The sequence below is a fragment of the Klebsiella sp. D-Nf1 genome (assembly GCF_002810515.1).
Lineage (GTDB): Bacteria > Pseudomonadota > Gammaproteobacteria > Enterobacterales > Enterobacteriaceae > Klebsiella > Klebsiella variicola.
In genome coordinates this window covers 305150-330853 of the sequence record NZ_PIOK01000001.1, presented here as the reverse complement: position 1 = coordinate 330853, position 25704 = coordinate 305150, and the positions used below count along the sequence as shown (strand labels likewise).

The 25704-nt window shown below is 59.3% G+C and carries 26 protein-coding genes; 16 read left to right on the top strand and 10 right to left on the bottom strand.

Features of this window, described 5'->3' with window-relative positions:
* Nucleotides 1-31 precede the first annotated feature (31 nt).
* Nucleotides 32-862: an iron uptake transporter permease EfeU gene (efeU, locus tag CWM54_RS01515; protein WP_008805948.1), complete on the bottom strand. Its 831-nt coding sequence runs from the start codon at nucleotides 860-862 to the stop codon at nucleotides 32-34.
* Between the two features lie 270 nt (nucleotides 863-1132).
* On the opposite strand from efeU, the gene CWM54_RS01510 reads away from it, so the two are divergent.
* Nucleotides 1133-2317, top strand: coding sequence for a NupC/NupG family nucleoside CNT transporter (locus tag CWM54_RS01510; RefSeq protein ID WP_016946978.1), 1185 nt, complete (start codon nucleotides 1133-1135; stop codon nucleotides 2315-2317).
* Between the two features lie 31 nt (nucleotides 2318-2348).
* On the opposite strand, the gene CWM54_RS01505 is transcribed toward CWM54_RS01510, so the two are convergent.
* Together CWM54_RS01505 and putP are read right to left on the bottom strand one after the other, a co-directional pair.
* Nucleotides 2349-2783: a DUF3574 domain-containing protein gene (locus tag CWM54_RS01505; RefSeq protein ID WP_061155108.1), complete on the bottom strand. Its 435-nt coding sequence runs from the start codon at nucleotides 2781-2783 to the stop codon at nucleotides 2349-2351.
* A gap of 134 nt (nucleotides 2784-2917) precedes the next feature.
* The gene (putP, locus tag CWM54_RS01500; protein WP_061155109.1) at nucleotides 2918-4426 is read right to left on the bottom strand and encodes a sodium/proline symporter PutP; all 1509 of its coding nucleotides are present in this window, start codon (nucleotides 4424-4426) and stop codon (nucleotides 2918-2920) included.
* Nucleotides 4427-4847: 421 nt separating this feature from the next.
* On the opposite strand from putP, the gene putA reads away from it, so the two are divergent.
* Both putA and CWM54_RS01490 read left to right on the top strand, forming a co-directional pair.
* Complete coding sequence (gene putA / locus CWM54_RS01495; RefSeq protein WP_100695715.1) at nucleotides 4848-8810, top strand: trifunctional transcriptional regulator/proline dehydrogenase/L-glutamate gamma-semialdehyde dehydrogenase; 3963 nt, start codon at nucleotides 4848-4850, stop codon at nucleotides 8808-8810.
* A 317-nt stretch (nucleotides 8811-9127) separates the two neighbouring features.
* Complete coding sequence (locus tag CWM54_RS01490; protein ID WP_074386357.1) at nucleotides 9128-9523, top strand: lysozyme inhibitor LprI family protein; 396 nt, start codon at nucleotides 9128-9130, stop codon at nucleotides 9521-9523.
* Here CWM54_RS01490 and rutR read toward each other — a convergent pair.
* Nucleotides 9520-10158, bottom strand: coding sequence for an HTH-type transcriptional regulator RutR (rutR, locus tag CWM54_RS01485; protein WP_047666343.1), 639 nt, complete (start codon nucleotides 10156-10158; stop codon nucleotides 9520-9522). The two genes, CWM54_RS01490 and rutR, sit on opposite strands and share 4 nt — an antisense overlap.
* A gap of 285 nt (nucleotides 10159-10443) precedes the next feature.
* Here rutR and rutA point away from each other — a divergent pair, with 285 nt between their 5' ends.
* The 7 genes from rutA to rutG are packed head-to-tail and all read left to right on the top strand — an operon-like array spanning nucleotide 10444 to nucleotide 15866.
* Nucleotides 10444-11535 (top strand): pyrimidine utilization protein A, encoded by a 1092-nt coding sequence (gene rutA, locus CWM54_RS01480; RefSeq protein WP_004204507.1) that lies wholly within the window; start codon nucleotides 10444-10446, stop codon nucleotides 11533-11535.
* Complete coding sequence (gene rutB, locus CWM54_RS01475; protein WP_008805941.1) at nucleotides 11535-12245, top strand: pyrimidine utilization protein B; 711 nt, start codon at nucleotides 11535-11537, stop codon at nucleotides 12243-12245. Before rutA ends, rutB begins: the two co-directional genes overlap by 1 nt.
* Nucleotides 12238-12630, top strand: a complete 393-nt coding sequence (rutC, locus tag CWM54_RS01470; protein ID WP_004204505.1) for a pyrimidine utilization protein C — start codon at nucleotides 12238-12240, stop codon at nucleotides 12628-12630. The genes rutB and rutC overlap by 8 nt, the downstream gene beginning before the upstream one ends.
* Nucleotides 12627-13427, top strand: a complete 801-nt coding sequence (gene rutD, locus CWM54_RS01465) for a pyrimidine utilization protein D (protein WP_100695713.1) — start codon at nucleotides 12627-12629, stop codon at nucleotides 13425-13427. Before rutC ends, rutD begins: the two co-directional genes overlap by 4 nt.
* The gene (locus tag CWM54_RS01460) at nucleotides 13427-14017 is read left to right on the top strand and encodes a malonic semialdehyde reductase (RefSeq protein ID WP_008805939.1); all 591 of its coding nucleotides are present in this window, start codon (nucleotides 13427-13429) and stop codon (nucleotides 14015-14017) included. Before rutD ends, CWM54_RS01460 begins: the two co-directional genes overlap by 1 nt.
* Before the next feature lie 10 nt (nucleotides 14018-14027).
* Complete coding sequence (gene rutF / locus CWM54_RS01455; protein ID WP_012968592.1) at nucleotides 14028-14522, top strand: NADH-dependent FMN reductase RutF; 495 nt, start codon at nucleotides 14028-14030, stop codon at nucleotides 14520-14522.
* 21 nt (nucleotides 14523-14543) lie between these two features.
* A complete protein-coding gene (gene rutG / locus CWM54_RS01450) occupies nucleotides 14544-15866 on the top strand; it encodes a pyrimidine utilization transport protein G (RefSeq protein ID WP_100695711.1) in 1323 nt (440 codons plus the stop codon).
* A 348-nt stretch (nucleotides 15867-16214) separates the two neighbouring features.
* On the opposite strand, the gene CWM54_RS01440 is transcribed toward rutG, so the two are convergent.
* Both CWM54_RS01440 and CWM54_RS01435 read right to left on the bottom strand, forming a co-directional pair.
* On the bottom strand, nucleotides 16215-17153 hold the full coding sequence (locus tag CWM54_RS01440; RefSeq protein ID WP_100695707.1) for a DMT family transporter: 939 nt from the start codon (nucleotides 17151-17153) through the stop codon (nucleotides 16215-16217).
* A 163-nt stretch (nucleotides 17154-17316) separates the two neighbouring features.
* Nucleotides 17317-17490, bottom strand: a complete 174-nt coding sequence (locus CWM54_RS01435) for a general stress protein (protein ID WP_065801247.1) — start codon at nucleotides 17488-17490, stop codon at nucleotides 17317-17319.
* A 117-nt stretch (nucleotides 17491-17607) separates the two neighbouring features.
* Here CWM54_RS01435 and CWM54_RS28285 point away from each other — a divergent pair, with 117 nt between their 5' ends.
* From CWM54_RS28285 to CWM54_RS01425, 3 genes are all read left to right on the top strand, one after another.
* A complete protein-coding gene (locus CWM54_RS28285; protein ID WP_227509589.1) occupies nucleotides 17608-17709 on the top strand; it encodes a hypothetical protein in 102 nt (33 codons plus the stop codon).
* Nucleotides 17710-17925: 216 nt separating this feature from the next.
* Nucleotides 17926-18522, top strand: coding sequence for an NAD(P)H:quinone oxidoreductase (gene wrbA / locus CWM54_RS01430; RefSeq protein ID WP_008805935.1), 597 nt, complete (start codon nucleotides 17926-17928; stop codon nucleotides 18520-18522).
* Between the two features lie 20 nt (nucleotides 18523-18542).
* Nucleotides 18543-18770, top strand: a complete 228-nt coding sequence (locus tag CWM54_RS01425) for a YccJ family protein (RefSeq protein WP_061155116.1) — start codon at nucleotides 18543-18545, stop codon at nucleotides 18768-18770.
* 67 nt (nucleotides 18771-18837) lie between these two features.
* Here CWM54_RS01425 and agp read toward each other — a convergent pair whose 3' ends face one another.
* The gene (gene agp / locus CWM54_RS01420) at nucleotides 18838-20085 is read right to left on the bottom strand and encodes a bifunctional glucose-1-phosphatase/inositol phosphatase (RefSeq protein WP_100695705.1); all 1248 of its coding nucleotides are present in this window, start codon (nucleotides 20083-20085) and stop codon (nucleotides 18838-18840) included.
* A 152-nt stretch (nucleotides 20086-20237) separates the two neighbouring features.
* On the opposite strand from agp, the gene CWM54_RS01415 reads away from it, so the two are divergent.
* Together CWM54_RS01415 and CWM54_RS01410 are read left to right on the top strand one after the other, a co-directional pair.
* Nucleotides 20238-20687: a winged helix-turn-helix transcriptional regulator gene (locus CWM54_RS01415; RefSeq protein WP_061155118.1), complete on the top strand. Its 450-nt coding sequence runs from the start codon at nucleotides 20238-20240 to the stop codon at nucleotides 20685-20687.
* 115 nt (nucleotides 20688-20802) lie between these two features.
* Nucleotides 20803-21591: an SDR family NAD(P)-dependent oxidoreductase gene (locus CWM54_RS01410; RefSeq protein WP_100695703.1), complete on the top strand. Its 789-nt coding sequence runs from the start codon at nucleotides 20803-20805 to the stop codon at nucleotides 21589-21591.
* 17 nt (nucleotides 21592-21608) lie between these two features.
* On the opposite strand, the gene CWM54_RS01405 is transcribed toward CWM54_RS01410, so the two are convergent.
* Nucleotides 21609-21830: a hypothetical protein gene (locus tag CWM54_RS01405; protein WP_061155120.1), complete on the bottom strand. Its 222-nt coding sequence runs from the start codon at nucleotides 21828-21830 to the stop codon at nucleotides 21609-21611.
* Between the two features lie 256 nt (nucleotides 21831-22086).
* On the opposite strand from CWM54_RS01405, the gene CWM54_RS01400 reads away from it, so the two are divergent.
* Complete coding sequence (locus tag CWM54_RS01400) at nucleotides 22087-22209, top strand: small membrane protein (RefSeq protein ID WP_002898600.1); 123 nt, start codon at nucleotides 22087-22089, stop codon at nucleotides 22207-22209.
* Nucleotides 22210-22328: 119 nt separating this feature from the next.
* Here the strand turns inward: CWM54_RS01400 and CWM54_RS01395 are convergent, their stop codons facing one another.
* A complete protein-coding gene (locus CWM54_RS01395) occupies nucleotides 22329-23720 on the bottom strand; it encodes an APC family permease (protein ID WP_061155121.1) in 1392 nt (463 codons plus the stop codon).
* A 353-nt stretch (nucleotides 23721-24073) separates the two neighbouring features.
* Nucleotides 24074-25495, bottom strand: a complete 1422-nt coding sequence (locus CWM54_RS01380; RefSeq protein ID WP_074386366.1) for a glutamine synthetase family protein — start codon at nucleotides 25493-25495, stop codon at nucleotides 24074-24076.
* Nucleotides 25496-25704: the final 209 nt, after the last annotated feature.

Genomic DNA, 25704 nt, shown 5'->3' with positions numbered 1-25704 from the left:
AGAGTGTCGCTTATAAGCTCGCAGCGCCCGGTCAGGCAGCCCGCGAGGCAGTGGTATTATTCCGCGGCGGCAGGGCAAACAGCACCAGCGCCGGGATCAGATAAAGCAGATAGACCGCCACTTCGCTAACGCTCGGGGTCTCCTGGTAGCCGAAGATCCCTTCAAGCAGTGTGCCGAACAGCGTATGCGTCGACAGCACGTTGCTCAGATCGAAGGCCGTATCCTGGAACAGGTTCCACAGGCCAGCCTCGTGGAAGGCGCGGATCGCCCCGGCAGCCAGACCAGCGGCCACCAGCAGAATAAACAGGCTGGTCCATTTGAAGAACACGCCGAGGTTAAGGCGGATACCACCCCAGTAGAGCAGGAAGCCCAGCACGATTGCCGTGGCCAGACCCAGCAGCGCACCCAGCGGCGGCCAGATGCCGACATCCTGCTGGAATGCCGCCAGCAGAAAGAAGACCGACTCCAGCCCCTCACGGGCAACGGCGAAAAAGACCATCATCACCAGCGCCCAGCCGTGGTGATTGCCGCGCTGCAGCGCCTTGTCCACGGCCTGCTCCAGCTGCTGTTTAACGTTGCGCGAGACATTGCGCATCCAGAAGACCATCCACGTCAGGATCACCACCGCGATGACCGCGACGATCCCCTCGAACAACTCCTGTTCGCGCTGAGGAAATTCCCCGGTGGTTTCGTTGATAAAAATGCCTAAGCCAAGACACAGCGCCGCCGCGAGGATCACGCCAATCCACATCACGCCAATCCAGTTTCCCCGCTGGGTGCGTTTCAGATAGCTGGCGATCAGGCTGACAATCAGCGCCGCCTCAAGGCCTTCGCGTAACATAATGAGAAATGGGACAAACATGCCAATACCCTTAAATGTAAAGCACCGTCAACGAATGCAAAAACAGGTAATATTTATGATAGTGATTATCATTACAATACTCAGAAACACAAGCGAAATGTTTAGAGAATGATGACTATCTGTAAATAAATCGCTGGCAAATAATGACTTACGAAAATATTCGCCTGTTATGAGGGAAAAGAATAAGCAAAGGATTTTTTACGCCAGATATTTACCCGTCGCGGCGGCTATGGCTAAATGGCGGCCTTATTGACCTGCGAAAAGAACAACATGACTGCATTTTTTCATTTCCTGCTGGCGCTGGTGGTGATCCTTGCCCTGGCCTGGCTTGTCAGCTACGACAGACAAAAAATTCGTATTCGTTACATTCTCCAGTTGATTATTATCGAAATAGCGCTCGCCTTCTTTTTCCTGCACGCAGAAAGCGGCCTGTGGCTGGTGAAAAATATCTCCGGCTTTTTTGCTTCACTGTTAGGCTTTGCCGCTGAAGGGACCAATTTCGTCTTTGGCGGCATGAGCGAAAAAGGGTTAGCCTTTATTTTCCTGGGCGTCCTGTGTCCGATTGTGTTTATTTCCGCGCTGATTGGTATTCTTCAGCACTGGCGGATCCTGCCGATTTTCATTCGTGTCATCGGCACCCTGCTGTCGAAGGTAAACGGCATGGGTAAGCTGGAATCTTTCAACGCCGTCAGCTCGCTGATCCTCGGCCAGTCGGAGAACTTCATCGCCTACAAGGGCGTACTGGGCGACCTCTCCTCACGCCGGCTGTTCACCATGGCGGCGACAGCCATGTCGACCGTATCGCTGTCGATTGTCGGCGCTTATATGACCATGCTGGATGCCAAATATGTCGTCGCGGCGCTGATCCTGAATATGTTCAGTACCTTTATCGTGCTGTCGGTGATTAACCCGACGCGGCCGGGCAGTGAGCAGGAAATAAAACTCGAGAAGCTACACGAATCGCAGAGTTTCTTTGAAATGCTCGGGGAATATATTCTGGCCGGCTTTAAAGTGGCGATGATTATTCTGGCGATGCTGATCGGCTTTATCGCCCTGATCAGCGCCATTAACGCGCTGTTCGCTACCCTGTTTGGTCTCAGCTTCCAGCAGATCCTCGGCTATGTCTTTTATCCGCTGGCCTGGCTTATCGGCATCCCGCTGAGCGATGCGCTGAACGCCGGCAGCATCATGGCCACCAAACTGGTCGCTAACGAATTTGTGGCGATGATTGAGCTGCAAAAGATTGCCGCCAGCATGACGCCGCGCGGGCTCGGCATTCTCTCGGTCTTCCTGGTGTCGTTTGCCAACTTTGCCTCGATCGGCATTATCGCCGGGGCGATCAAAGGCCTGAATGAACCGCAGGGCAATATCGTCTCCCGCTTCGGCCTGCGGCTGGTGTATAGCGCCACGCTGGTGAGCCTGCTTTCCGCCAGCTTCGCCGGGCTGGTCCTGTAAGACAAACGGCGGGGCTGCCCCCGCCGTTTACTCAGAACTGCACGCAGACCGGCTGGTCGACACGCATCACCGACTCCTGCGCGAAGCGTGATTTATAGCCCTGGCGCAGGGCTTCAATGCCTGCCTCGCTCTGCGCATCGTTGCCATGGATCACCATCAGCGCCTTACTCTGCTCCCGCACCACCTGACCATTCTGGCCCAGCCACTGGCCGCGGGCATCAAACACCGTCAGCCCATCGCGAAAGCGCGGCGTGACGTCGCGGTCGACAAACTGTTGCCACTCTTCAGCGGTGATGTCTTTCCCCGCCGGGCGGCTCAGGCCGAAGTAAAGCGTGGTTTGCACCATGGACCGATCCGCCGGGCAGGCGCCGGGCTTCGCCGCGCGGGTCGACGAACTTCCGCCCGCCACGCAGCCGCTGAGTAACCCTGCCAGCACCAGCGCCATTGCACCCTGTCTGAACGTCATCTTTGCTATCCTCATTGTTATTAGTCAGGAAATATCAGCGGATTTTCAAATAATTAGCAAGGGTTATAATATTCGGACCCGGCAACAGGCAAAAAAAAGCCCGCCAGCGGCGGGCTCGTGAGCGTCAGATGACCTTACTCAGCCGTGGCGCGTACCGGCGGCGGCGTATGGTAGTGGGCATCCGCTTCGGCGAAGCGCTGCTGCATGCTGGCCGACGGCGCTTTATCCAGCAGGCTAAAGACCGCGATCCCCAGGCTACCGAAGATAAAGCCCGGAATAATTTCATACAGGCCCAGCCAGCCAAACTGTTTCCAGACGATCACGGTCAGGGCGCCAATCACCATCCCGGCCAGCGCGCCGTTACGGGTCATGCGTGACCACATCACCGAGAACAGCACCACCGGACCAAAGGCGGCGCCGAAGCCAGCCCAGGCGTAGCTCACCAGTCCCAGCACGCGGTTTTCCGGATTGGCCGCCAGGGCAATCGCCACCAGGGCAACCACCAGCACCATCATACGCCCCACCCACACCAGCTCTTTCTGGCCGGCGTTTTTGCGCAGGAACGCTTTATACAGATCTTCGGTAATCGCGCTGGAGCAGACCAGCAGCTGACAGCTCAGAGTGGACATCACCGCCGCCAGAATCGCCGACAGCAGGATCCCGGCAATCCACGGGTTAAACAGGATTTGCGCCAGTTCGATAAACACGCGCTCAGCGTTCTGGTTAACCGCGCCCGCCTGGCTCGGGTTGTTATTGAAGTAGGCAATCCCAAAGAAGCCAACGGCCACTGCGCCCGCCAGGCACAGGATCATCCAGGTCATACTGATGCGACGTGCGTGAACGATGCTGTGGTGCGAATCCGCCGCCATAAAGCGCGCCAGAATATGCGGCTGGCCGAAATAGCCCAGCCCCCAGCCCATCAGCGAAATAATCGCCACGAAGTTCAGCCCCTTGAGCATGTCGATATTTTCGATGCTCTTTTGTTTAATGACTTCCAGCGAATCACCAAAGCCGCCGACGGAAATAATCACGATCACCGGGGTGAGGATCAGGGCAAAAATCATCAGGCTGGCCTGCACGGTATCGGTCCAGCTGACGGCGAGGAAGCCGCCGACGAAGGTATAGATAATCGTCGCCGCCGCCCCGGCCCACAGTGCGGTTTCATAACTCATACCGAAGGTGCTTTCAAACAGACGCGCCCCCGCCACAATTCCCGAGGCGCAATAGATGGTAAAGAACAGCAGAATAACCAACGCCGAAATAATTCTCAGCACCCGGCTTTTATCTTCAAACCGGCCGGTAAAATAATCGGGCAGCGTCAGGGCGTTATTATTCACCTCGGTATGCACGCGCAGGCGACCGGCCACCAGCTTCCAGTTAATCCACGCCCCCAGCGTTAAACCAATGGCGATCCAGCTTTCGGAAATCCCGGAGAGGAAAATCGCTCCCGGCAGTCCCATCAGCAGCCAGCCGCTCATATCCGACGCCCCCGCGGAAAGCGCGGTCACAAATGGCCCCAGACTCCGCCCGCCGAGAATATAATCATCGAAGTTTTTGGTCGAACGCCAGGCAATAAACCCTATTAAAACCATACCAAAAATATAAACAATAAATGTCACCAGCATCGGTGTGCTAATAGCCATGCAAAGTCTCCAGAATTTTTTATCGACAGCGTCCCGCTTTGTCGTTTTTTCCACTACCGGAACGGGGTAATGGTGCGTTGTTTAATTGGGCGACCGTATCCTGACGGAAGCTTCGGTTTTTCACAAATGATTTAACACAGCATTTACACGAAAAACCGGCAGCGCAAAACGTCATTTTTTTAGAGGTTGCACTCTCTCACGTTTTTAAAGGTTGCACCAAACAAAAGTGTTAACTCACGCATACAAATACCCTATGAGGCCGGGGTTAAAATTCTGCTATTTTGAGTATTATTTTTAACAAATGCGCCATTTCACGGCTTGTGTCACAAGCCACAATTAACAAGGTTGCACAAAGTTGCAACATAGTGGATATTTCCATGCAACCGCATAAGCCTAACGATAAATGACAGGAGTTCTGAGCATGGGCACCACCACCATGGGTGTTAAGCTTGACAACGCCACCCGCGAGCGCATTAAGTCCGCCGCGAGCCGTATTGACCGCACGCCGCACTGGCTGATTAAACAGGCCATCTTCAATTATCTGGAAAAACTGGAGAACGACGAGACGCTGCCTGAGCTGCCGGCCCTGCTCTCCGGCGCCGCCAATGAAAGCGATGAAGCAGGTTCCCCGGCGGAAGAACCGTATCAGCCGTTCCTCGAATTTGCCGAGCAGATCCTGCCGCAGTCGGTGAGCCGCGCAGCGATCACCGCCGCCTGGCGACGTCCGGAAACCGACGCGGTACCGATGCTGCTGGAGCAGGCCCGTCTGCCGCAGCCGCTGGGCGAACAGGCACACAAGCTGGCGTATCAGCTGGCGGAAAAACTGCGCAACCAGAAAACCGCCAGCGGCCGCGCCGGCATGGTGCAGAGTCTGCTGCAGGAGTTCTCCCTTTCTTCACAGGAAGGGGTGGCGCTGATGTGCCTGGCGGAAGCCCTGCTGCGTATTCCGGATAAAGCCACCCGCGATGCGCTGATCCGCGACAAAATCAGCAATGGCAACTGGCAGTCGCACATCGGCCGCAGCCCGTCGCTGTTCGTCAACGCCGCCACCTGGGGGCTGCTGTTTACCGGGAAACTGGTGTCGACCCATAACGAGACCAGCCTCTCGCGCTCGCTGAACCGCATCATCGGCAAGAGCGGCGAACCCCTGATCCGCAAAGGCGTCGATATGGCGATGCGCCTGATGGGCGAGCAGTTCGTCACTGGCGAAACCATCGCCGAAGCGCTGGCTAACGCCCGCAAGCTGGAAGAAAAAGGGTTCCGCTACTCCTACGATATGCTCGGCGAAGCGGCGCTGACCGCCGCCGATGCCCAGGCCTATATGGTTTCTTATCAGCAGGCGATCCACGCCATCGGCAAAGCCTCCAACGGTCGCGGCATTTATGAAGGCCCGGGCATCTCGATTAAACTCTCCGCGCTGCATCCGCGCTACAGCCGCGCGCAGTATGACCGGGTGATGGAAGAGCTTTATCCGCGTCTGAAATCGCTGACCCTGCTGGCGCGCCAGTACGATATCGGCATCAACATCGACGCCGAAGAGGCCGATCGCCTGGAGATCTCTCTCGATCTGCTGGAAAAACTCTGTTTCGAACCGGAGCTGGCCGGCTGGAACGGCATCGGCTTCGTGATCCAGGCCTATCAGAAGCGCTGCCCGTTCGTCATCGATGCCCTGATCGACCTCGCGACCCGCAGCCGTCGTCGCCTGATGATCCGTCTGGTGAAAGGCGCCTACTGGGATAGCGAAATCAAACGCGCGCAGATGGAAGGCCTCGAAGGCTATCCGGTTTATACCCGCAAGGTTTATACCGACGTCTCCTACCTCGCCTGCGCGAAAAAACTGCTGGCGGTGCCAAACCTGATTTACCCGCAGTTCGCCACCCACAACGCCCATACCCTGGCGGCTATCTACCAGCTGGCGGGCCAGAACTATTACCCGGGTCAGTATGAATTCCAGTGCCTGCACGGCATGGGCGAACCGCTGTATGAGCAGGTGGTAGGCAAAGTCGCCGACGGCAAACTGAACCGTCCGTGCCGGATCTACGCCCCGGTGGGCACCCACGAAACGCTGCTGGCGTATCTGGTGCGCCGTCTGCTGGAGAACGGCGCCAATACCTCCTTCGTCAACCGTATTGCGGACAATACCCTGCCGCTGGACGAGCTGGTGGCCGACCCGGTCAGCGCGGTAGAAAAACTGGCGCAGCAGGAAGGCCAGGCCGGCCTGCCGCATCCGAAAATCCCGCTGCCGCGCGATCTCTACGGCAGCGGCCGCAGCAACTCCGCCGGTCTCGATCTGGCGAACGAGCACCGTCTGGCCTCCCTCTCCTCTTCCCTGCTCAACAGCGCGCTGCATAAATGGCAGGCATTGCCGATGCTGGAGCAGCCGGTGGCCGAAGGCGAAATGCAGCCGGTGGTTAACCCGGCAGAACCGAAAGATATCGTCGGCTACGTCCGCGAAGCCAGCGACGCCGAAGTACAGCAGGCGCTGACCAGCGCTATCAACAATGCGCCGATCTGGTTCGCCACCCCGCCGCAGGAGCGCGCCGCCATTCTTGAGCGTGCCGCGGTGCTGATGGAAAGCCAGATGCCGACCCTGATGGGGATCCTGGTGCGCGAAGCGGGTAAAACCTTCAGCAACGCCATCGCCGAAGTGCGCGAAGCCGTCGACTTCCTGCACTATTACGCCGGCCAGGTGCGCGACGATTTCGATAATGAAACCCACCGCCCGCTGGGCCCGGTGGTCTGTATCAGCCCGTGGAACTTCCCGCTGGCGATCTTCACCGGCCAGATTGCCGCCGCGCTGGCGGCCGGCAACAGCGTGCTGGCGAAACCAGCCGAGCAGACGCCGCTCATCGCCGCCCAGGGCGTGGCGATTCTGCTGGAGGCCGGCGTGCCGCCTGGCGTTATTCAACTGCTGCCGGGCCGCGGGGAGACCGTGGGCGCCGCGCTAACCTCCGATGAGCGCGTACGCGGCGTGATGTTCACCGGCTCCACCGAAGTGGCGACGCTGCTGCAGCGCAATATTGCCAGCCGCCTCGATCCCCAGGGTCGCCCGACACCGCTGATCGCCGAAACCGGCGGGATGAACGCGATGATCGTCGACTCGTCGGCACTCACCGAGCAGGTGGTGATCGACGTCCTGGCTTCCGCGTTCGACAGCGCCGGCCAGCGCTGCTCCGCCCTGCGCGTGCTCTGCCTGCAGGAAGAGGTCGCCGACCATACGTTAACCATGCTGCGCGGCGCCATGAGCGAGTGCCGGATGGGCAATCCGGGCCGGCTGACCACCGATATTGGCCCGGTTATCGACACGGAAGCGAAAGAGAATATTGAACGCCATATTCAGACGATGCGCGCCAAAGGCCGCACCGTCTACCAGGCGGTGCGCGAGAATAGCGAAGACGCCCGCGAATGGCGCCACGGGACCTTCGTGCCGCCGACGCTTATCGAACTCGACAGCTTCGACGAACTGAAAAAAGAGGTCTTCGGCCCGGTACTGCATGTGGTGCGCTATAACCGTAACGAGCTGGACAAACTGGTGGAGCAGATTAACGCCTCTGGCTACGGCCTGACGCTCGGCGTGCATACCCGCATCGACGAGACCATCGCCCAGGTCACCGGCAGCGCGAAGGTGGGCAACCTGTACGTCAACCGCAATATGGTTGGCGCGGTGGTCGGCGTGCAGCCGTTCGGCGGCGAAGGGTTGTCCGGTACCGGTCCGAAAGCCGGCGGTCCGCTGTATCTGTACCGTCTGCTCTCCAGCCGTCCGCAGGACGCGGTTGGCGTGACCTTCGCCCGCCAGGATGCGGAGCGCCCGCTGGACGCCCAGCTGAAAACGCTGCTGGAAAAACCACTCCTGGCGCTGCAGCAGTGGGCGGCGGGCCGTCCTGAGCTGCAGGCGCTGTGCCAGCAGTACAGCGAGCAGGCGCAAAGCGGTACCCAACGCCTGCTGCCTGGGCCAACCGGCGAGCGCAATACCCTGACGCTGATGCCGCGCGACCGTGTGCTGTGCGTGGCGGATAACGAGCAGGATGCGCTGATCCAGCTGGCGGCAGCGTTAGCGGTGGGTTGTGAAGTATTGTGGCCGGACAGCGCCCTGCAGCGCGATCTGGCGAAGAAGCTGCCGCGGGAGGTCAGCGAGCGCATTCGCTTTGCCAAAGCGGAGCAGTTACCTGGTCAGGCCTTCGACGCGGTTATCTACCACGGCGATTCCGACCAGCTGCGCGAGCTGTGCGAGCAGGTGGCGGCGCGCGACGGGGCGATTGTCTCCGTGCAGGGCTTCGCCCGCGGCGAAACCAACCTGCTGCTGGAGCGGCTGTATATCGAGCGTTCGCTGAGCGTTAACACCGCGGCGGCAGGCGGTAACGCCAGCCTGATGACCATCGGCTAAAACAGGTTCCCCGGTGGCGCTACGCTTACCGGGGCTACCTACCACCGCCAAAGGGTAGCCCGGATAAGGCGCTGTGATCATCCCCGGTGGCGCTACGCTTACCGGGGCTACCTGTCTCATGGCACGGGGGCGGCCAGTATTGTAGGTCGGGTAAGCGTAGCGCCACCCGACAACATAACAATACCACGAGGTAGCCCGGATAAGGCGCTGTGCGCCGCCATCCGGGAAATTGGCGCAGTGATCAGCTAATGACAGCCGACGTCAGCTGTGTTTAATTAAGGCTCCCGGACGGGAGCCTTTTTTATGGGAGCAGAACAATGAAACGCACGTTATTTGCCGTGATGGCCCTGCTGGCCAGCGGCGCGGCGCTGGCAGACGAGTGCAGCAACGCCAATACCCAAACCGAAATGAATCAGTGCGCGGCCGCGCAGTTTCAGGCGGCCGACAAAAAACTGAATGACACCTGGCAGCAGGCCCTGCAGCGGGCGGTGGGTAAACAACAAACATTACTGAAGCAGGCGCAGCAGGCATGGATCGCCCTGCGCGACGCCGATTGCGCCTTCCTCGCGTCCGGCGCCGAAGGCGGCAGCATGCAGCCGATGCTGGTAAGCCAGTGCATGACCGATAAGAGCGTGGAGCGGGAGTCATTCCTCTCCTCGCTACTGCAGTGCGAGGATGGCGATCAAAGCTGCCCGCTGCCACCGGCCAATTAACGGACGCGAATGCCTTCGATAATCATCCGCTGGACATTATCGACCGTTTGTTCAAAAAAGGCCGCGTCCTGCAGCGTGGCGCCGGTGACCGCCTCCACCTGGGTAGCGAAGTCGGCGTAATGCTGGGTGGTGGCCCAGATCATAAAGATTAAATGCTGCGGATCGACCGGCGCCAGCTTGCCGCGGTCGATCCAGCCGGAGACAATCGCCGATTTCTCATCGACCAGCGCTTTCAGGTCCCCGGTCAGTTCGCCCATCAGCAGCGGCGCCCCCTGCAGCATCTCAAGGCAGAACAGCTTCGAGGCCTGGGGATGATCGCGGGACACCTCCAGCTTCAGGCGAATATATTCGCGGATCGCCACCAGCGGGCTGATATCCTCACGAAACGCCTTCAGCGGCGCCAGCCAGATGGCGAGGATCTGCTGCAGAACAGCCACATACAGCGCCTCTTTCGAAGGGTAGTAATAGAGCAGATTGGTTTTCGATACCCCGGCGCGCTCAGCCACCTGCTCCAGTCGCGTACCGTGAATACCAAATTGCGAAAATGCCTCCAGCGCGGCGGCCAGGATGGCCTCCTTTTTGGCGCTTACCGCTTGTGAACGTTTGCCGTTTTTCTTCACCGCGCCCTGTGTCATACATCCTCTCCTTCAGTTGACGCCACCAGCATAGCAAAAGCCCCGCGCCGACACGACCCCGTGCACCCTGATTGCGCATGACTGCCGTTTTTTCGTGCACTGATTTTGACCATCCAGTCCACTTTTTTATCATCCTTTTTAGCAACTCAAAAGTAACACATTAATAACATTAGCATTTATAAAACTGGCATCGCGTTTGCTTTAGCTCTTCTGCAAGGTGGTCCAGGGAGAGGCAGGATGCCGCACCACCGCAATTCCATCTTCCATGACTGCAGAGAGGTAGGTATGAAAATTGGTGTTTTCGTTCCCATTGGCAACAACGGCTGGCTGATCTCTACTCATGCCCCGCAGTATATGCCGACCTTCGAACTGAATAAGGCTATCGTACAGAAAGCCGAGCACTACCATTTCGACTTCGCGCTCTCCATGATCAAGCTGCGCGGCTTCGGCGGGAAAACCGAGTTCTGGGATCACAACCTGGAGTCCTTCACCCTGATGGCCGGCCTGGCGGCGGTGACCTCGAAGATCCAGATCTACGCCACCGCTGCCACCCTGACGCTGCCGCCGGCGATTGTCGCCCGGATGGCCTCCACTATCGACTCCATCTCCGGCGGTCGGTTTGGCGTCAATCTGGTGACCGGCTGGCAAAAACCGGAATATGACCAGATGGGCATGTGGCCGGGAGATGACTATTTCGCCAGCCGCTATGACTATCTCACCGAATACGTTCAGGTGCTCCGTGACCTGTGGGGCACCGGGCGCAGCGATTTCAAAGGTGACTACTTCACCATGAACGACTGCCGGGTCAGCCCGCGCCCTTCGCAGCCGATGAAGGTGATCTGCGCCGGGCAGAGCGATGCCGGTATGGCCTTCTCCGCTCAGCACGCGGACTACAACTTCTGCTTTGGCAAAGGGGTCAACACGCCAACGGCCTTTGCCCCGACCGCCGCGCGCATGATGCAGGCGGCGGAAAAAACCGGCCGCGACGTGGGGTCCTATGTGCTGTTTATGGTGATCGCCGACGAAACCGACGAGGCGGCGCGCGCCAAATGGGAACATTACAAAGCGGGCGCCGATGAAGAAGCGCTGGCGTGGCTCACCGAGCAGAGTCAGAAAGACACCCGCTCCGGCAGCGATACCAACGTGCGCCAGATGGCCGACCCCACCTCGGCGGTCAACATTAACATGGGCACCCTTGTCGGATCGTATGCCAGCGTCGCGCGGATGCTCGATGAAGTGGCGAGCGTGCCCGGTACTGACGGCGTGCTGCTGACCTTTGATGATTTTCTTGCCGGCATCGACGCCTTTGGCGAACGCATTCAGCCGCTGATGCGCTGCCGGGACCACATTGCTCCTGTTACCCGTGAGGTGGCCTGATGATTACCCTTCCCGCTCGCCCGGAATCCCTGACCTTCGCGCCGCAGCAGAGCGCGCTGATTGTGGTCGATATGCAGAACGCCTACGCCAGCCAGGGCGGTTATCTGGATCTCGCCGGCTTTGACGTCTCCGCCACCCGGCCGGTTATCGACAATATTAATACCGCCGTCGCCGCCGCCCGCGCCGCGGGTATGCTGATTATCTGGTTCCAGAATGGCTGGGATGACCAGTATGTTGAAGCTGGCGGCCCGGGCTCGCCGAACTATCACAAGTCCAACGCGCTGAAAACGATGCGTCAGCGTCCGGAGCTGCAGGGCAAGCTGCTGGCGAAAGGCGGCTGGGATTATCAGCTGGTGGACGAACTGACACCGCAGGAAGGCGACATCGTGTTGCCGAAACCGCGTTACAGCGGCTTCTTTAACACCCCGCTCGACAGCATTTTGCGCAGCCGCGGCATACGCCACCTGGTGTTCACCGGGATCGCCACCAACGTCTGCGTCGAATCGACGCTGCGCGATGGCTTCTTTCTCGAATACTTCGGTATCGTGCTGGAGGATGCCACCCATCAGGCCGGGCCGGCCTTCGCCCAGCAGGCGGCGCTGTTCAATATTGAAACCTTTTTCGGCTGGGTCAGCGACGTCGAGAGCTTCTGCCACGCGCTGTCCCCCGCCACCCCGCTGTCTTTAGCCAAGGAGAAACGTTATGCCTAAACAGGTGATTATTCCGCCAGGCACCACCACGCCGATTGCCCCCTTTGTTCCGGGGACGCTCGCCGACGGGGTGGTCTACGTCTCGGGCACCCTGCCGTTTGATAAGCAAAACAATGTGGTGCACATCGGCGACCCAAAGGCGCAAACCCGCCACGTGCTGGAGACCATCAAGAGCGTTATCGAAACGGCGGGCGGGAGTATGGCGGATGTGACTTTCAACAGCATCTTTATCACCGACTGGACAAATTACGCCGCGATTAACGAGGTCTACGCCGAGTTCTTCCCCGGCGATAAACCGGCGCGCTTTTGCATTCAGTGCGGACTGGTGAAGCCTGATGCGCTGGTGGAAATCGCCAGCGTCGCCCATATCGGAACCCCGACATGATGAGGCTCAATATCGCCCCGGCTCCGTGGCCCGGCGCGCCGGTGGTGGTCCTCAGCGCCGGCCTTGGCGGGGGCGGCGGCTACTGGCTGGCGCAGCGCGCGGCGCTGGAGGCACATTATCAGCTGGTGAGTTATGACCATAACGGGACCGGGGAAAACGCCGGCCCGCTGCCCGCCGACTACAGCATGGCGACGATGGCCGGGGAGCTGTTCAACGCCCTGCAGGCGGCGGGGATCACCCGCTTTGCGCTGGTGGGCCACGCCCTGGGGGCGCTGATTGGTCTGCAGCTGGCGCTCGATCGCCCCGAGGCGGTGAGCGCCCTGGTGCTGGTCAACGGCTGGCTGACGCTGTCGCCGCATACCCGCCGCTGCTTCCTGGTGCGCGAGCGTCTGCTGCATGCCGGCGGCGCGCAGGCGTGGGTCGAAGCGCAACCACTGTTTCTCTACCCGGCGGAATGGATGGCCGCGCGCCTGCCGCGCCTCGAAGCGGAAGATGCGCTTGCCATCAGCCATTTTCAGGGCAAGGAGAATCTGCTGAAGCGGCTGCAGGCCCTGAAGCAGGCTGATTTTTCACGCCGTGCGGCGGCCATCGCCTGCCCGACGCTGATTGTCAGCGCCGCTGACGACCTGCTGGTCCCGGCCTCCTGCTCCCGCGTGCTGCAGGCGGCGATCCCCGACAGCCAGCGTGTGGAGATGCCGTGGGGCGGCCATGCCTGTAACGTCACCGACGCCGATACGTTTAATACCATTTTATGCGACGGGCTGGCCGCTATGCTGCCGGTCGCCAGGGAGATCTAATGAACGATGCGATAAACCACACGGCCTGCGAGACGCTGTTTACCCAGGCCCGGACCCACAACGGCTGGCTGGATAAGCCGGTGAGCGACGCGCAACTGCAGGCCATCTGGGACCTGATGAAAATGGGGCCCACCTCCGCCAACTGTTCGCCGGCGCGCATCGTGTTCGTCCGCAGCGCGGAAGGCAAAGAGAAGCTCCGCCCAACGCTCTCCAGCGGCAATCTGCAGAAAACCATGCAGGCGCCGGTGACCGCCATCGTGGCATGGGATAGCGCCTTCTACGACCGGCTGCCGACCCTGTTTCCCCACGGTGACGCCCGCAGCTGGTTTACCTCCAGCCCGCAGCTGGCGGAAGAGACCGCGTTTCGCAACAGCTCGCTGCAGGCGGCGTACCTGATTTTCGCCTGCCGGGCGCTGGGCCTCGACACCGGGCCGATGTCCGGTTTTGACCGGGAAAAAGTCGACGCGGCGTTTTTCGCCGACAACGGCTGGAAAAGCAACCTGCTGGTGAATATCGGCTATGGTGACCCCGGCAAGCTGTATGGTCGCCTGCCGCGTCTGTCCTTTGATGAAGCTTGCCTGCTGGCATAAGGAGTTTGCGATGGAGTTAGCGGACAAAGCGAGTTTTCGTGACGCCATGGCCCACGTCGGCGCCGCGGTTAACATTATTACCACCGATGGCCCGGCGGGCCGGGCGGGGTTTACCGCCAGCGCGGTCTGCAGCGTCACCGATACGCCGCCGACCCTGCTGGTCTGCCTGAACCGCTCAGCCTCGGTGTGGCCGGTGTTCAGCGAACACCACACGCTGTGCGTCAATACCCTGGCGGCGGGACAGGAGGCCCTGTCGACGCTGTTTGGTGGTAAAACGGCAATGGACGAGCGCTTTGCCGCCGCCGACTGGCAGACCGGCGCCACCGGCTGTCCGCGGCTGGAGGCGGCGCTGGTCAGCTTTGACTGCCGTATCGACCAGCGCGTCAGCGTCGGCACGCACGACATCCTGTTTTGTCACGTCGTGGCCATTACCCGTCACCCGGAACCCCGGGGACTGATGTGGTTTGACCGCGGTTATCACACGCTTATGCGACCCGCTTGTTAACCTTTAACCCGGGATATCATCATGGCACTCTTCGATTTTCCTCGCTGGAAGTTGACCTCCCCCGCCGCTGAGTCCGGCGTTGTCGCCCCCGATGAACGCTTGTCGGCCGGACAAACGCTGGTGATGGGTGTGCAGCACGCCGTTGCGATGTTCGGCGCGACGGTGCTGATGCCGCTGTTGATGGGGCTCGACCCCAACCTGTCGATTCTGATGTCGGGCGTCGGCACTCTGCTGTTCTTTGTCGTCACCGGCGGACGGGTGCCGAGCTATCTCGGCTCCAGCGCCGCTTTTGTCGGGGTGGTGATCGCCATTACCGGCTTTAACGGCCAGGGGCTGAACCCTCATCTGAGCGTCGCCCTTGGCGGGATCATCGCCTGCGGGCTGGTTTACACCCTGATTGGTCTGGTGGTGATGAAGATCGGCACCCGCTGGATCGAGCGCCTGATGCCGCCGGTGGTGACCGGCGCGGTGGTGATGGCTATCGGCCTGAACCTGGCGCCGATTGCCGTGCACAGCGTGTCCGCCAGCGCCTTCGACAGCTGGATGGCGGTGTTAACCGTGCTCTGCATCGGCATAGTCGCGGTATTTACCCGCGGGATGCTGCAGCGTCTGCTGATCCTGGTCGGCCTGATCGTCGCCTGCGCACTGTACGCCCTGCTGGCTAACGGCTTTGGCCTTGGCAAGCCGCTGGACTTTTCTTCCCTCTCCCAGGCGGCGTGGTTCGGGCTGCCGCACTTTACCACCCCATCCTTTAACGGTCAGGCGATGATGTTGATTGCGCCCGTCGCCGTGATCCTGGTGGCTGAGAACCTGGGGCACCTGAAGGCCGTCGCCGGGATGACCGGGCGCAATATGGACCCGTACATAGGGCGCGCCTTCGTCGGCGATGGGCTGGCGACCATGCTCTCCGGCTCGGTGGGCGGCAGCGGGGTTACGACCTATGCGGAGAACATTGGCGTCATGGCGGTGACCAAGGTCTATTCGACGTTGGTCTTTGTCGCCGCGGCACTGATCGCGATGCTGCTGGGCTTCTCGCCGAAGTTTGGCGCATTAATCCACACCATTCCCGGGCCGGTGATCGGCGGCGCCTCGATCGTGGTGTTTGGCTTAATTGCCGTCGCCGGGGCGCGGATCTGGGTGCAAAACCGGGTCGACCTCAGTCAGAACAGCAATTTGATCATGGTGTCGGTGACCCTGGTGCTGGGCGCCGGCGATTTCGCGCTGTCGCTGGGCGGCTTTACGCTGGGCGGAATTGGTACGGCCACCTTCGGGGCGATCCTGCTGCACGCGCTGCTTCATCGCGGAACGCGGGAGGCGAAGGAGGCCAGGGTAACGCCGGTGTAAGCCACATTAGCGCGGTGTTGGCACGTGGGCCTGGGTGGTGTGAGCCTGTAGGCCGGATAAGGCATTTATGCCGCCATCCGGCACCGCCACGGGTACGGAGCCTGACTGCCCGGCGGCGCTGCGCTTGCGCGGGCCTGGGTGGTGTGTGCCTGTAGGCCGGATAAGGCATTTATGCCGCCATCCGGCATCGCCACGTGTACTGAGCCTGACCTCACGGCGGCACTGCGCTGGCGCGGGCCTGGGTGGTGTGAGCCTGTAGGCCGGATAAGGCATTTATGCCGCCATCCGGAACCGCCACGGGTACGGAGCCTGACCGCCCGGCGGCGCTATCGGGACAGAAGGGAAAGATTACGGCTCGTGGCGATCGGCCAGGCCAGGCAGCGGCGGCGCATCGTCATTCGTTGCAATCTGCGGCGGCGATTTGCGCTTCCACTTCAGCTCGCTCACCAGCACCCCCGCGAGGATCAAGACGCAGCCGAGCAGAGCCAGCAGCGGCAGACGCTCACCGGCCAGCCGGCCAAAAATACCGGCCCATACCGGTTCACCAGTATAGATAAGGGTGGCCCGCGTCGGCGAGACGCTGCGCTGCGCCCAGTTCATGGTCACCTGAATGATCGCGCTGAAAATCCCCAGCCCCAGCGCGACGCCGAGCAGGGCCGGCGTCAACGGCGGAACCGCCTCACCCGCCGGCTTCATGGCGGCGAAAGCCACCAGCGACGCGGTCGCCAGCTGCACGACCGTCACCCGGCGGACATCGACTTTCCCGGCCCAGGCGCTGATAAGGATAATCTCCGCGGCTATCGCCAGCGCGCTCGCCAGAGTAATCATCTCCCCCACGCCAAGCGCCAGCAGATTATTTTCCGGCCCGGCCAACAAGATCAAACCGATAAAGGCCAGCACAATCCCCACGCAGGACATCACCCCCGGCATACGGCCCAGGCACAACCACTGCAGCAGCGGCACCAGCGGCACATACATCGCCGTGATAAACGCAGACTTACTGCTGGAGATCGACTGCAGTCCCCAGGTCTGCAGGCCATACCCCAGCGCAATCGCCACGCCAATCGCCACCCCCGCTTTCACCTCCAGCCACGTCAGACCGCGCAGGGTACGCAGCGAGAGCAGGCCCACCGCCAGTGCGGCGGTCGCGAAACGCAGACCGACAAAAAACAGCGGCCCGCTGAGGCTTACCGCATACTGCACGGCAAGGAACGTCCCTCCCCAGAACATGGTGATCATGATAAGGAGCGCTTCCTGGCGGGTAACGGAGAATTTTAACGAAGACATAAGACAGCCATGACGATTAACGGGGCGACCAGTGTGCAATCCGCCCGGCGGGAGCGCAACCACCGACAGATAAAAAAACCGCCGGCAGATGCCGGCGGCGAGGGCGATGCGGTTGGGTGGGGGAGATTAACACCGCATCAAAGAGAACAGTGCGAGTCGCGCGTTAACTGTCACGACTACCATGACTGTTTTTACCCCCTTTTTTGCCAGCCTCTGAGGCGCGCTGAGGGTCATTCTTAAAATTCCCCCCGCTATGCTGGCCACCTTTACGTCCTGCTTCTGATGCTCTTTCACGGTCTTCAGCAAAGTTGCCAGAACCGCCACGATGGTTTGCCATTACTGACCTCCATTAGGTTAGACATCATAGTGCATTACGCGGGAGCGGCGATGCCGCTGTCTTACCGCGTATCTATAAGGTTAGTGAATGACAGCCGCTGACGGCGGCAAATGAAATATCCAGAAACAAACCCGGGCGAAAAAAGTCCCCTCGCGGCGTGAACGGGTCCTAACCGACTCTGCTGGCGGAGAAAAAATAGTCGGCAAAAATGTATCCTGATGCTACACCCTTGCCGCACCGGCCAAAATGGCAGGCGCAACGCCCCCTCTTCTCTCCTGTTCAGGCCGCGCTGTGCAAGGAAAAGTAAATAACGCTTTGTCATTTTGTTATAAATCAAATAAATGCCCGTTGGATTTGCACTCTCCGGCGGAGGCTTTATCTTTAAAGGTAACCAGTCATTTGGCTGGCTTATAACGCAACCGAGGAGTGATGGAAATGGCTAAAATTCTGGTGCTTTATTATTCCATGTATGGACACATTGAAACCATGGCTCATGCCGTCGCCGATGGAGCGAACCGGGTGGATGGCGTTGAGGTGGTTGTGAAGCGCGTGCCGGAAACCATGCAGGCTGAAGCATTTGCCAAAGCAGGCGGGAAAACTCAAAACGCGCCCGTCGCCACGCCGCAGGAACTGGCAGAGTATGACGCCATCATCTTTGGTACCCCGACTCGTTTCGGCAACATGTCCGGTCAGATGCGCACCTTCCTCGATCAAACCGGCGGCCTGTGGGCGTCCGGCGCCCTGTATGGCAAAATCGCCAGCGTATTCAGCTCAACCGGCACCGGCGGCGGCCAGGAACAAACGATCACCTCGACCTGGACGACGCTGGCCCACCACGGCATGATCATCGTCCCGATCGGCTATGGCGCCCAGGAGCTGTTTGATATCTCCCAGGTCCGCGGCGGAACCCCTTATGGCGCGACCACCATCGCCGGCGGCGACGGTTCGCGTCAGCCGAGCGAGGAAGAGTTAGCCATCGCCCGCTATCAGGGCGAACATGTCGCTAAACTGGCCGTTAAAGTACACGGCTAATCTTCTGCAGGAGGAGCAACATGCCAACTCAAGAAGCAAAAGCACATCACGTCGGCGAATGGGCAAGTTTACGTAACACCTCGCCGGAGATCGCCGAGGCGATTTTTGAAGTCGCCCATTACGATGAAAAACGGGCGGAGCAAATCTGGGAGGAAGGCAGCGACGAAGTGCTGGCGCTGGCCTTTGCCAAAACCGATAAAGATGCGCTGTTCTGGGGTGAACAGACGATTGAGCGTAAAAACGTCTAGGACGTTTATTCCCGCCAGGGCTCACCCTAACCTGCTAAAAAACCCGGATTGCTCCGGGTTTTTTACATTACTTCGCCGCCTCGTTGATCACCTTTTTAAAGGTCTCCAGCGGGCAGAATCCCTGATCGTCAACCGGGCAGCCGTTAAGCGCCAGGGTGACCCGCTGCGGCGGGGCCTGCAGGGTTAACGCGTCGGCGTTACGCAGCTGTTCAGTACTTTGATAGACATACTCAATCTTCATCAAATCGCGATTGCCGGCGCTGTCATGCCAGCGCTGAAACAGCAGTTTGCCGCCAATGGACGTGCGCTCGTACTGGCCAGGTAGTTGATAAGGCTTAAAGTCCAGGGCCGTCAGCAGCGAGGCGATATTCGAGTCGTGCCCCACCAGCAGCGTGACTTTCGCCTTGTTGGCCTCCTCGCCCACCAGCGCGTTATCGATATATTTAACCAGTGGTTTGGCGACGTTTTGCGCCACTGCCGTCGAGGTAAACAGACTATCCTGGTAGCCGTTTTTCAGCTTCGACAGCACCTGCCATTGCTTATCGCTGGTGATTTCCCCCCACGCCACCTGGTCTTTCGGGAAACCTTCATAGTATTGCAGGGTGAACGCATCCACCAGCGAGTTGCCCACCTTCAGCGGGCCGGAAACTCCCGGCTCCTGCTGATAACCGGCGCTAAAGGTATCCTTACCCTCGCTCAGCGAGCAAACCTGCTTCTCTTTGCAGGAGGGCGAATTGCGGTAATCGATCATCTTCTCCAGCAGCTTATAGCTCTCGGTCAGTTGCATCCCCTGACGCTCTTTTTCCATCGCCTGCAGCGCTTTCTCGCGAAACGCGGGGGAGTCGTCGGTAATAACCGGGTTGAAGGTCGGGTCCATAGTGCCCATCTGCGGCTGATGGTGCACCGTGATACCGCAGCCCGGGAACGCGCCGGTGATAAAGAACTGCGCGGTGGCAACGGTGCGCTGCAGGCTGTTGGCATAGGCGTAAACCGCGTTTTCCGGCGGGCACTCACCGCTGGTCACCAGCTTCTGCTGCGCCAGCCATTCGCGCATATAGTGGCCCATATACACCTCCAGCACGCCGCCTTTGGTGGTCAGCTGGCCGCCCGGCACATCCCACTGCGGCCAGGCTTTCGCTGTCGACTGCTCCAGCACGCTGCCGTTATTGGCCAGCGGCGCACGCAGATTGTGACGGCTCATGATCAGCACCTGTTGCAGCTGATACCCCTCCGGGGCGGCCGTGTCCTGCGCCTGAGCGCCAGCGGATAACATCACCGCGCCGGCGACGGCGGCGGCAAGTAGACGTTTTTTCATCCCTTCATCCTTAATCATTTATCATCATCGCGTTAATTGTGACGGATTTATGACATTTTTCCTGGTAATCGCTCGCAAACTTAGACCGTAGCCGAAAATTTCCCCTGCCGGGCAAAGAGTTTTATAATGAAACAATTAACCTGGAGGCCTTCGTGAAACGTACCCGTCTGGAAAACAGCTGTTGCCCTATCGCCCGTTCCCTCGATGTAATCGGTGACTGGTGGTCGCTGCTGATCGTCCGTGATGCCCTGCGCGGGGTGCGCCGGTTTAGCGAATTCCAGAAAAACCTCGGTATTGCCAAAAACATGCTCGCCGGGCGGCTGAAAATGCTGGTGGATGAAGGCATCCTGCGCCTGCAACCGGCCTCCGACGGCAGCGCCTGGCAGGAGTATGTCCTGACCGACAAAGGCCGTGCCCTGCAAACGGTGCTGGTCGCCCTCTCCCAGTGGGCAGATGACTATCTTTTTGACCCGAACGAACCGGCGACCCGGCTCATTGACCGCCAGCAGCGCCAGCCCCTGCGTAAACTGGTCCTGCAGGCGGCCGATGGCCGTGAGCTGTCCCCAGCGGATATCACCATCGCCCTCCCGCTGAACGACTAATCGCTCCCTGCGGCAGGCAGAAATAAAAAAAGCCTGGCAAAATAGTTGCATTATTAAACCAGATATCTCATGCTGAATTTGGTTTAATAATGCAACCTTTTACGAGGCAATTCTCATGACCCAGTCATCGCACACTGCTTTTATCACTGGCGCGTCCTCAGGTATCGGCGCGATCTATGCCGAACGACTCGCCGCCCGCGGCTACAACCTGATCCTCGCCGCCCGTCGTGAAGACCGGCTGCTGGCGCTCGCCGACCAGCTGCAGGCACGCTACGCCATCCAGGCCAGCATCCTCAAAGCCGATCTTAGCGAAGAGCACGGGATTGCCGCCGTAGAGCAGCGTCTGCAGCAGGATCTCACCATCGACCTGTTCATTAACAACGCCGGCACCGCAAAAATGGCGGGTTTTCTCGCCAGTACGCCGCGCGAGCACCAGGCGATTCATACGCTCAACACCACGGCGCTGCTACGCCTGAGCTACGCCGCGCTGGCCGCTTTCACCCCACGACGCCGGGGAACGCTCATTAATATTGCCTCCATCCTCGCGCTACATACGCTGCCGGGCAGCGCGGTCTACAGCGCCAGTAAAGCCTGGGTGTTGAGCTTCACCCGCGGACTGCAGGATGAGTTTGCCGACAGCGGCGTGCGTATTCAGGCGGTATTGCCGGCGGCGACCGCCACCGATCTCTGGCCGACCTCCGGCGTGGCGCTGGACGCCCTGCCCACCGGCACAGTGATGACCACAGAAGATCTGGTGGACGCCGCCCTCAGGGGACTGGAGATGGGGGAACAGGTCACCTTACCGCCGGTTCATGACCTGGGACTGTGGGAGGCTTTCGAGCAGACCAGACTGGCGCTGTTTACCAGCGCGCGAACCGGGCAACCGGCGCCGCGGTATCGCTAACCCCCTTGCGGCGGGCGTTACTCCGGTAGCGGAACCGCCGTCAGGGTACAAATGGCCTCGTGCTCGCCGCCGCGGCGATCGGTGATCACCACCTTATCGCCCGCTTTTTTACCTTCACACGGCTTGAGGACCTGCTCCACGATCCGTTCGCGGCTCGCCTGACGTTCACTTTCAGCCTGGCTGGCGAAGGCAGACAGCGCCAGCACCACACCCAGCAGGCTGAGGGTTTTCTTATACATGACTTACTCTCAGATCATTCTTATTCGCGGTCAGCGTAACCTGCTGTAGACCGCACTTCTGTAAAATCACTTAACGGAGTGTTACGCCATTTCAGATGAAACCCTGGCTGTCACATTCCTGCGGGAAATATTTTATCACAACCCCACCGCCGAAGATTCCCGGTATGAGGCGTCATCTTTCAGACATATCCCGATGTTATCTTCAAACAGAGCCCTGTATCTTTTTCCCTTTCTAAACAGAATATTAGGTTGGTCTATGTCGGGTCTTATTCTCTTTATCGTCGCGGTGGCGCTGCTGGGCGTCGCCATTTACAGCCTAGTGTCGTACCTCAAAGAGCGGCGCGCCAGTCAGTTACCTGTCCATAAAAAGAAGAAATAACACCTTCCGTTCCCCGCCGTTTTCTGCTGATTTCTTTACCGTCCTGTACTGTCCCTTACCGAACCAAAAACGAAGGCAGGCCTGTGGGCCTGCCTTCGTTCAACAGCAGCATCAAACGTTTATGATTCCCAGGCCTGCTCCGCTTTGGTGGCATCGAACTGCGGCGGGGGTTTACGGAAACGCCGGGTCAGATAAGTCAGGTACAGCAGGCCAAGCGCCGCCCACACCAGACCAAGCGTTAGCGAGGTGGCCTCGAGGTTGATCCACAGCACGCCCACGGTCAACGCCCCGACCATTGGCAGCAGCAGATAGTGCAGACGATCCTTCCAGGTTTTGTTATACCCCTTACGCCGCCAGAAGTGGTTGAACACCGACAGGTTAACGAAGGTAAACGCCACCAGTGCGCCGAAGTTGATCAACGCCGTGGCGGTCACCAGGTCGAAGAACAGCGCCGACAACGCAACGATGCCCACCATAATCACGTTCAGCGCCGGGGTACGCCATTTCGGATGCACATAGCCAAAAATACGCTCCGGGAAGACGTTGTCGCGGCCCATCACGTACAGCAGACGGGAGACGCTGGCATGCGACGCCAGGCCCGACGCCAGGGTGTTAACAAAGGTCGTGCACAGGAAAATCGACTGGAATAGCTTGCCGCCCACATACAGCGCAATCTCCGGCAGCGCGGCATCAGGATCTTTAAAGCGATGAATATCCGGGAAGAACAACTGCATAAAGAACGACGCGGCGATAAAGATAATGCCGCCATACATTGCGGTGAGAAAAATCGCCTTCGGGATCACCCGCGCGGCATCAGGGGTCTCTTCCGACAGCGTGGTCACCGCATCGAAGCCGAGAAACGAGAAGCAGACAATGGTCGCGCCGGTAATAATCGGGATCAGATGGGCATTCTGGCTGATAAACGGCTGCAGCGACCAGACGGTACCCACCCCCTCCCCTTTATGCAACCCCTGCACCACCAGAATGACAAACACCACCATGATCGAGATCTGCACTAACACGAACAAGGTATTGAAGTTAGCCACCAGGTTAACGCTTTTCAGGTTCGCGGCGGTGAGGATGGCAACAAAGGTCACCACCCACACCCACGGCGGTACTTCCGGGAATAGCGCCGAGAGATAGATCTTCGCCAGCAGGACGTTGATCATCGGCAGGAACAGATAATCCAGCAGCGACGACCAGCCAACCATAAAGCCGACGTGCGGACTGATGGATTTTTGCGCGTAGGTGTAAGCGGAGCCAGCTTCCGGAAACTGGCGCACCAGTTTGCCGTAGCTGATAGCGGTAAACAGCACGCCCGCCAGCGCCAGCAAATAAGACGCCGGTACGTGACCATTGCTGATGCCGGAGACAATGCCGAAGGTATCAAACACCGTCATCGGCGTGAGATAGGCCAGCCCCATCATCACCACTTGCCAGAGTTTGAGTGATTTCCGCAGACCAGGTCTGCCCGCCTGAGCGGCATCTTGCGCAGGAAGATTAATAGCCATCGCTCATTCCCCCTTTGCTGATAACAGTCTGCGGGTACAACGTCCGCGTGACAAACCTGCTTAGCAAAGGGGTAAGGCGTAAATAAAAGGGTAAGACGGACCGGTGAGCGGTAGCTGGTTGGCATCCAATGCGGCCAGAGCGGCCTCCCTCTCCCTGCGGATATTTGAACATCTGCATCATCTCATTTCCTCGTCACACACTGTGTCGTTAACTGAAGCCCCGTTGCCGCCTGCGCTCCTTAACGCGACATCCGGGAAATGGCTGGGCTCCCAGCAAAAAGGACGACCAGGCTCCGCTCAGGCCGTATGATGCTACTGATTACCAAACTCATGGGCCCCTCGCGGGGCGACCATCAGGCGTTTTTCAACATCCACTCAATTTCGGTTTCTGTGATAAGACGCTCAAACTGCAGTAATTCATCATGCTTACAGGCATGAAAAACGTGGCAGAAACGCTCACCGAGGCGCTCGCGCAGATGATCGTTCTGCATAAACTCCCACAGCGCATCGCTCTGGCGGATCGGGAACGGCAGGCCCTCTTGTTCCAGACCGTTACCTTCCACCTCTTCCTGCAAAGGCAGCTGGGGGTTATCCAGCCCGTGCAGAATGCCGGCAAAAATCGCCGCCATCACCAGATACGGGTTGGCGTCCGCCCCCGCCACGCGATACTCGACGCGGTGGTTCTGCCGCTCGCCGCACGGAATACGCAAGGCCACGGTACGGTTGTTATGCCCCCACGAAGCCTGCGTCGGGACGTACATCCCCGGCTGAAAGCGGCGATACGAGTTCACGTTTGGCGCCAGCAGCGCCATCGAGGCCGGCATCAGATCGATCATCCCGGCCAGCGCGCGTTTGAGCAGCGCGGAGTCTTCCCCGTCGCCGTCCACCAGCACGTTTTCCCCTTTATTGTTCAGCATGCTGATGTGGATGTGCATCCCGCTGCCCGCATGCTCTTCATAAGGCTTCGCCATAAAAGTGGCGTGCATCTTATGCTTCTCCGCCATTAAACGCACGAGACGTTTTAACGCCAGCGCATCATCGCAGGCATCCAGCACGTTATCGGTATGGTGAAGGTTGATTTCAAACTGGCCCGGCGAGGCTTCCGCCACCGCGCCGTCGGCGGGGATCAGCTGCAGTTTGGCCAGCTCGTCGATGTCATAAAGCACGTCGGCAAAGTGGTTAAGGTTATCGACAGAGTAGACCTGGCTTTGGGTGTTGCGATCGTCGGTGCCCGGCGCGCACGGCGGCTGGAGGTAGCCTTCGGCATCGCGTTTGCGGTCCAGTAAATAGAACTCCAGCTCTACCGCTACCACGGGGAACAGCCCGCGCTGGCGCAACTGCTGCCAGAGGCGGTTGAGTACGTTCCGCGGCTCAACGTCAAAGGGAGCGCCATCTTCATCAACCATGGTCAGCTGTACCTGGGCTATCGATTGTGGGTCAGCCGCCGAAGGCGTTAAGGTGCCAGGTACCGGGATGCAGCTGCGATCCGGCTCGCCCATATCCTGACCCAGACCGGCCTCTTCCACCACATTGCCAAGAATATCCATCGCAAACACCGAGGCCGGGAAATAACAGCCTTTCTCCAGTTTACTCAGGCCGGCAACCGGGATCCGTTTGCCGCGGAAGCAGCCGTTCAGGTCGGTGAGGAGGACATCGACATACTGGGTATCGGGGTAGGTTTCGAGGTAGCGCTTCACTTCTTTCGCGAATGCGCTGACCCGTCTCTCTTCCGTATGCTGAACAAAATTCTCAACTTCTACGATATTGGTTTCCATGATTCACCGCCGTTGGTTGGGTTTCGGTCCTGTGCTCAGACCGTTAAATATAATGTCCACCCCATCGACTGTGTATGCAAACAAATTGTTTGTCAAATGTTAAATTAAGTTTGCAAAGGGCTATTTCCACTGCTAGATTGAGAAAATATTGAACGATATGGCCGTTAAACCCGCTATAGCGGTCATAATTTAGTCCACTTTGTGAGGGC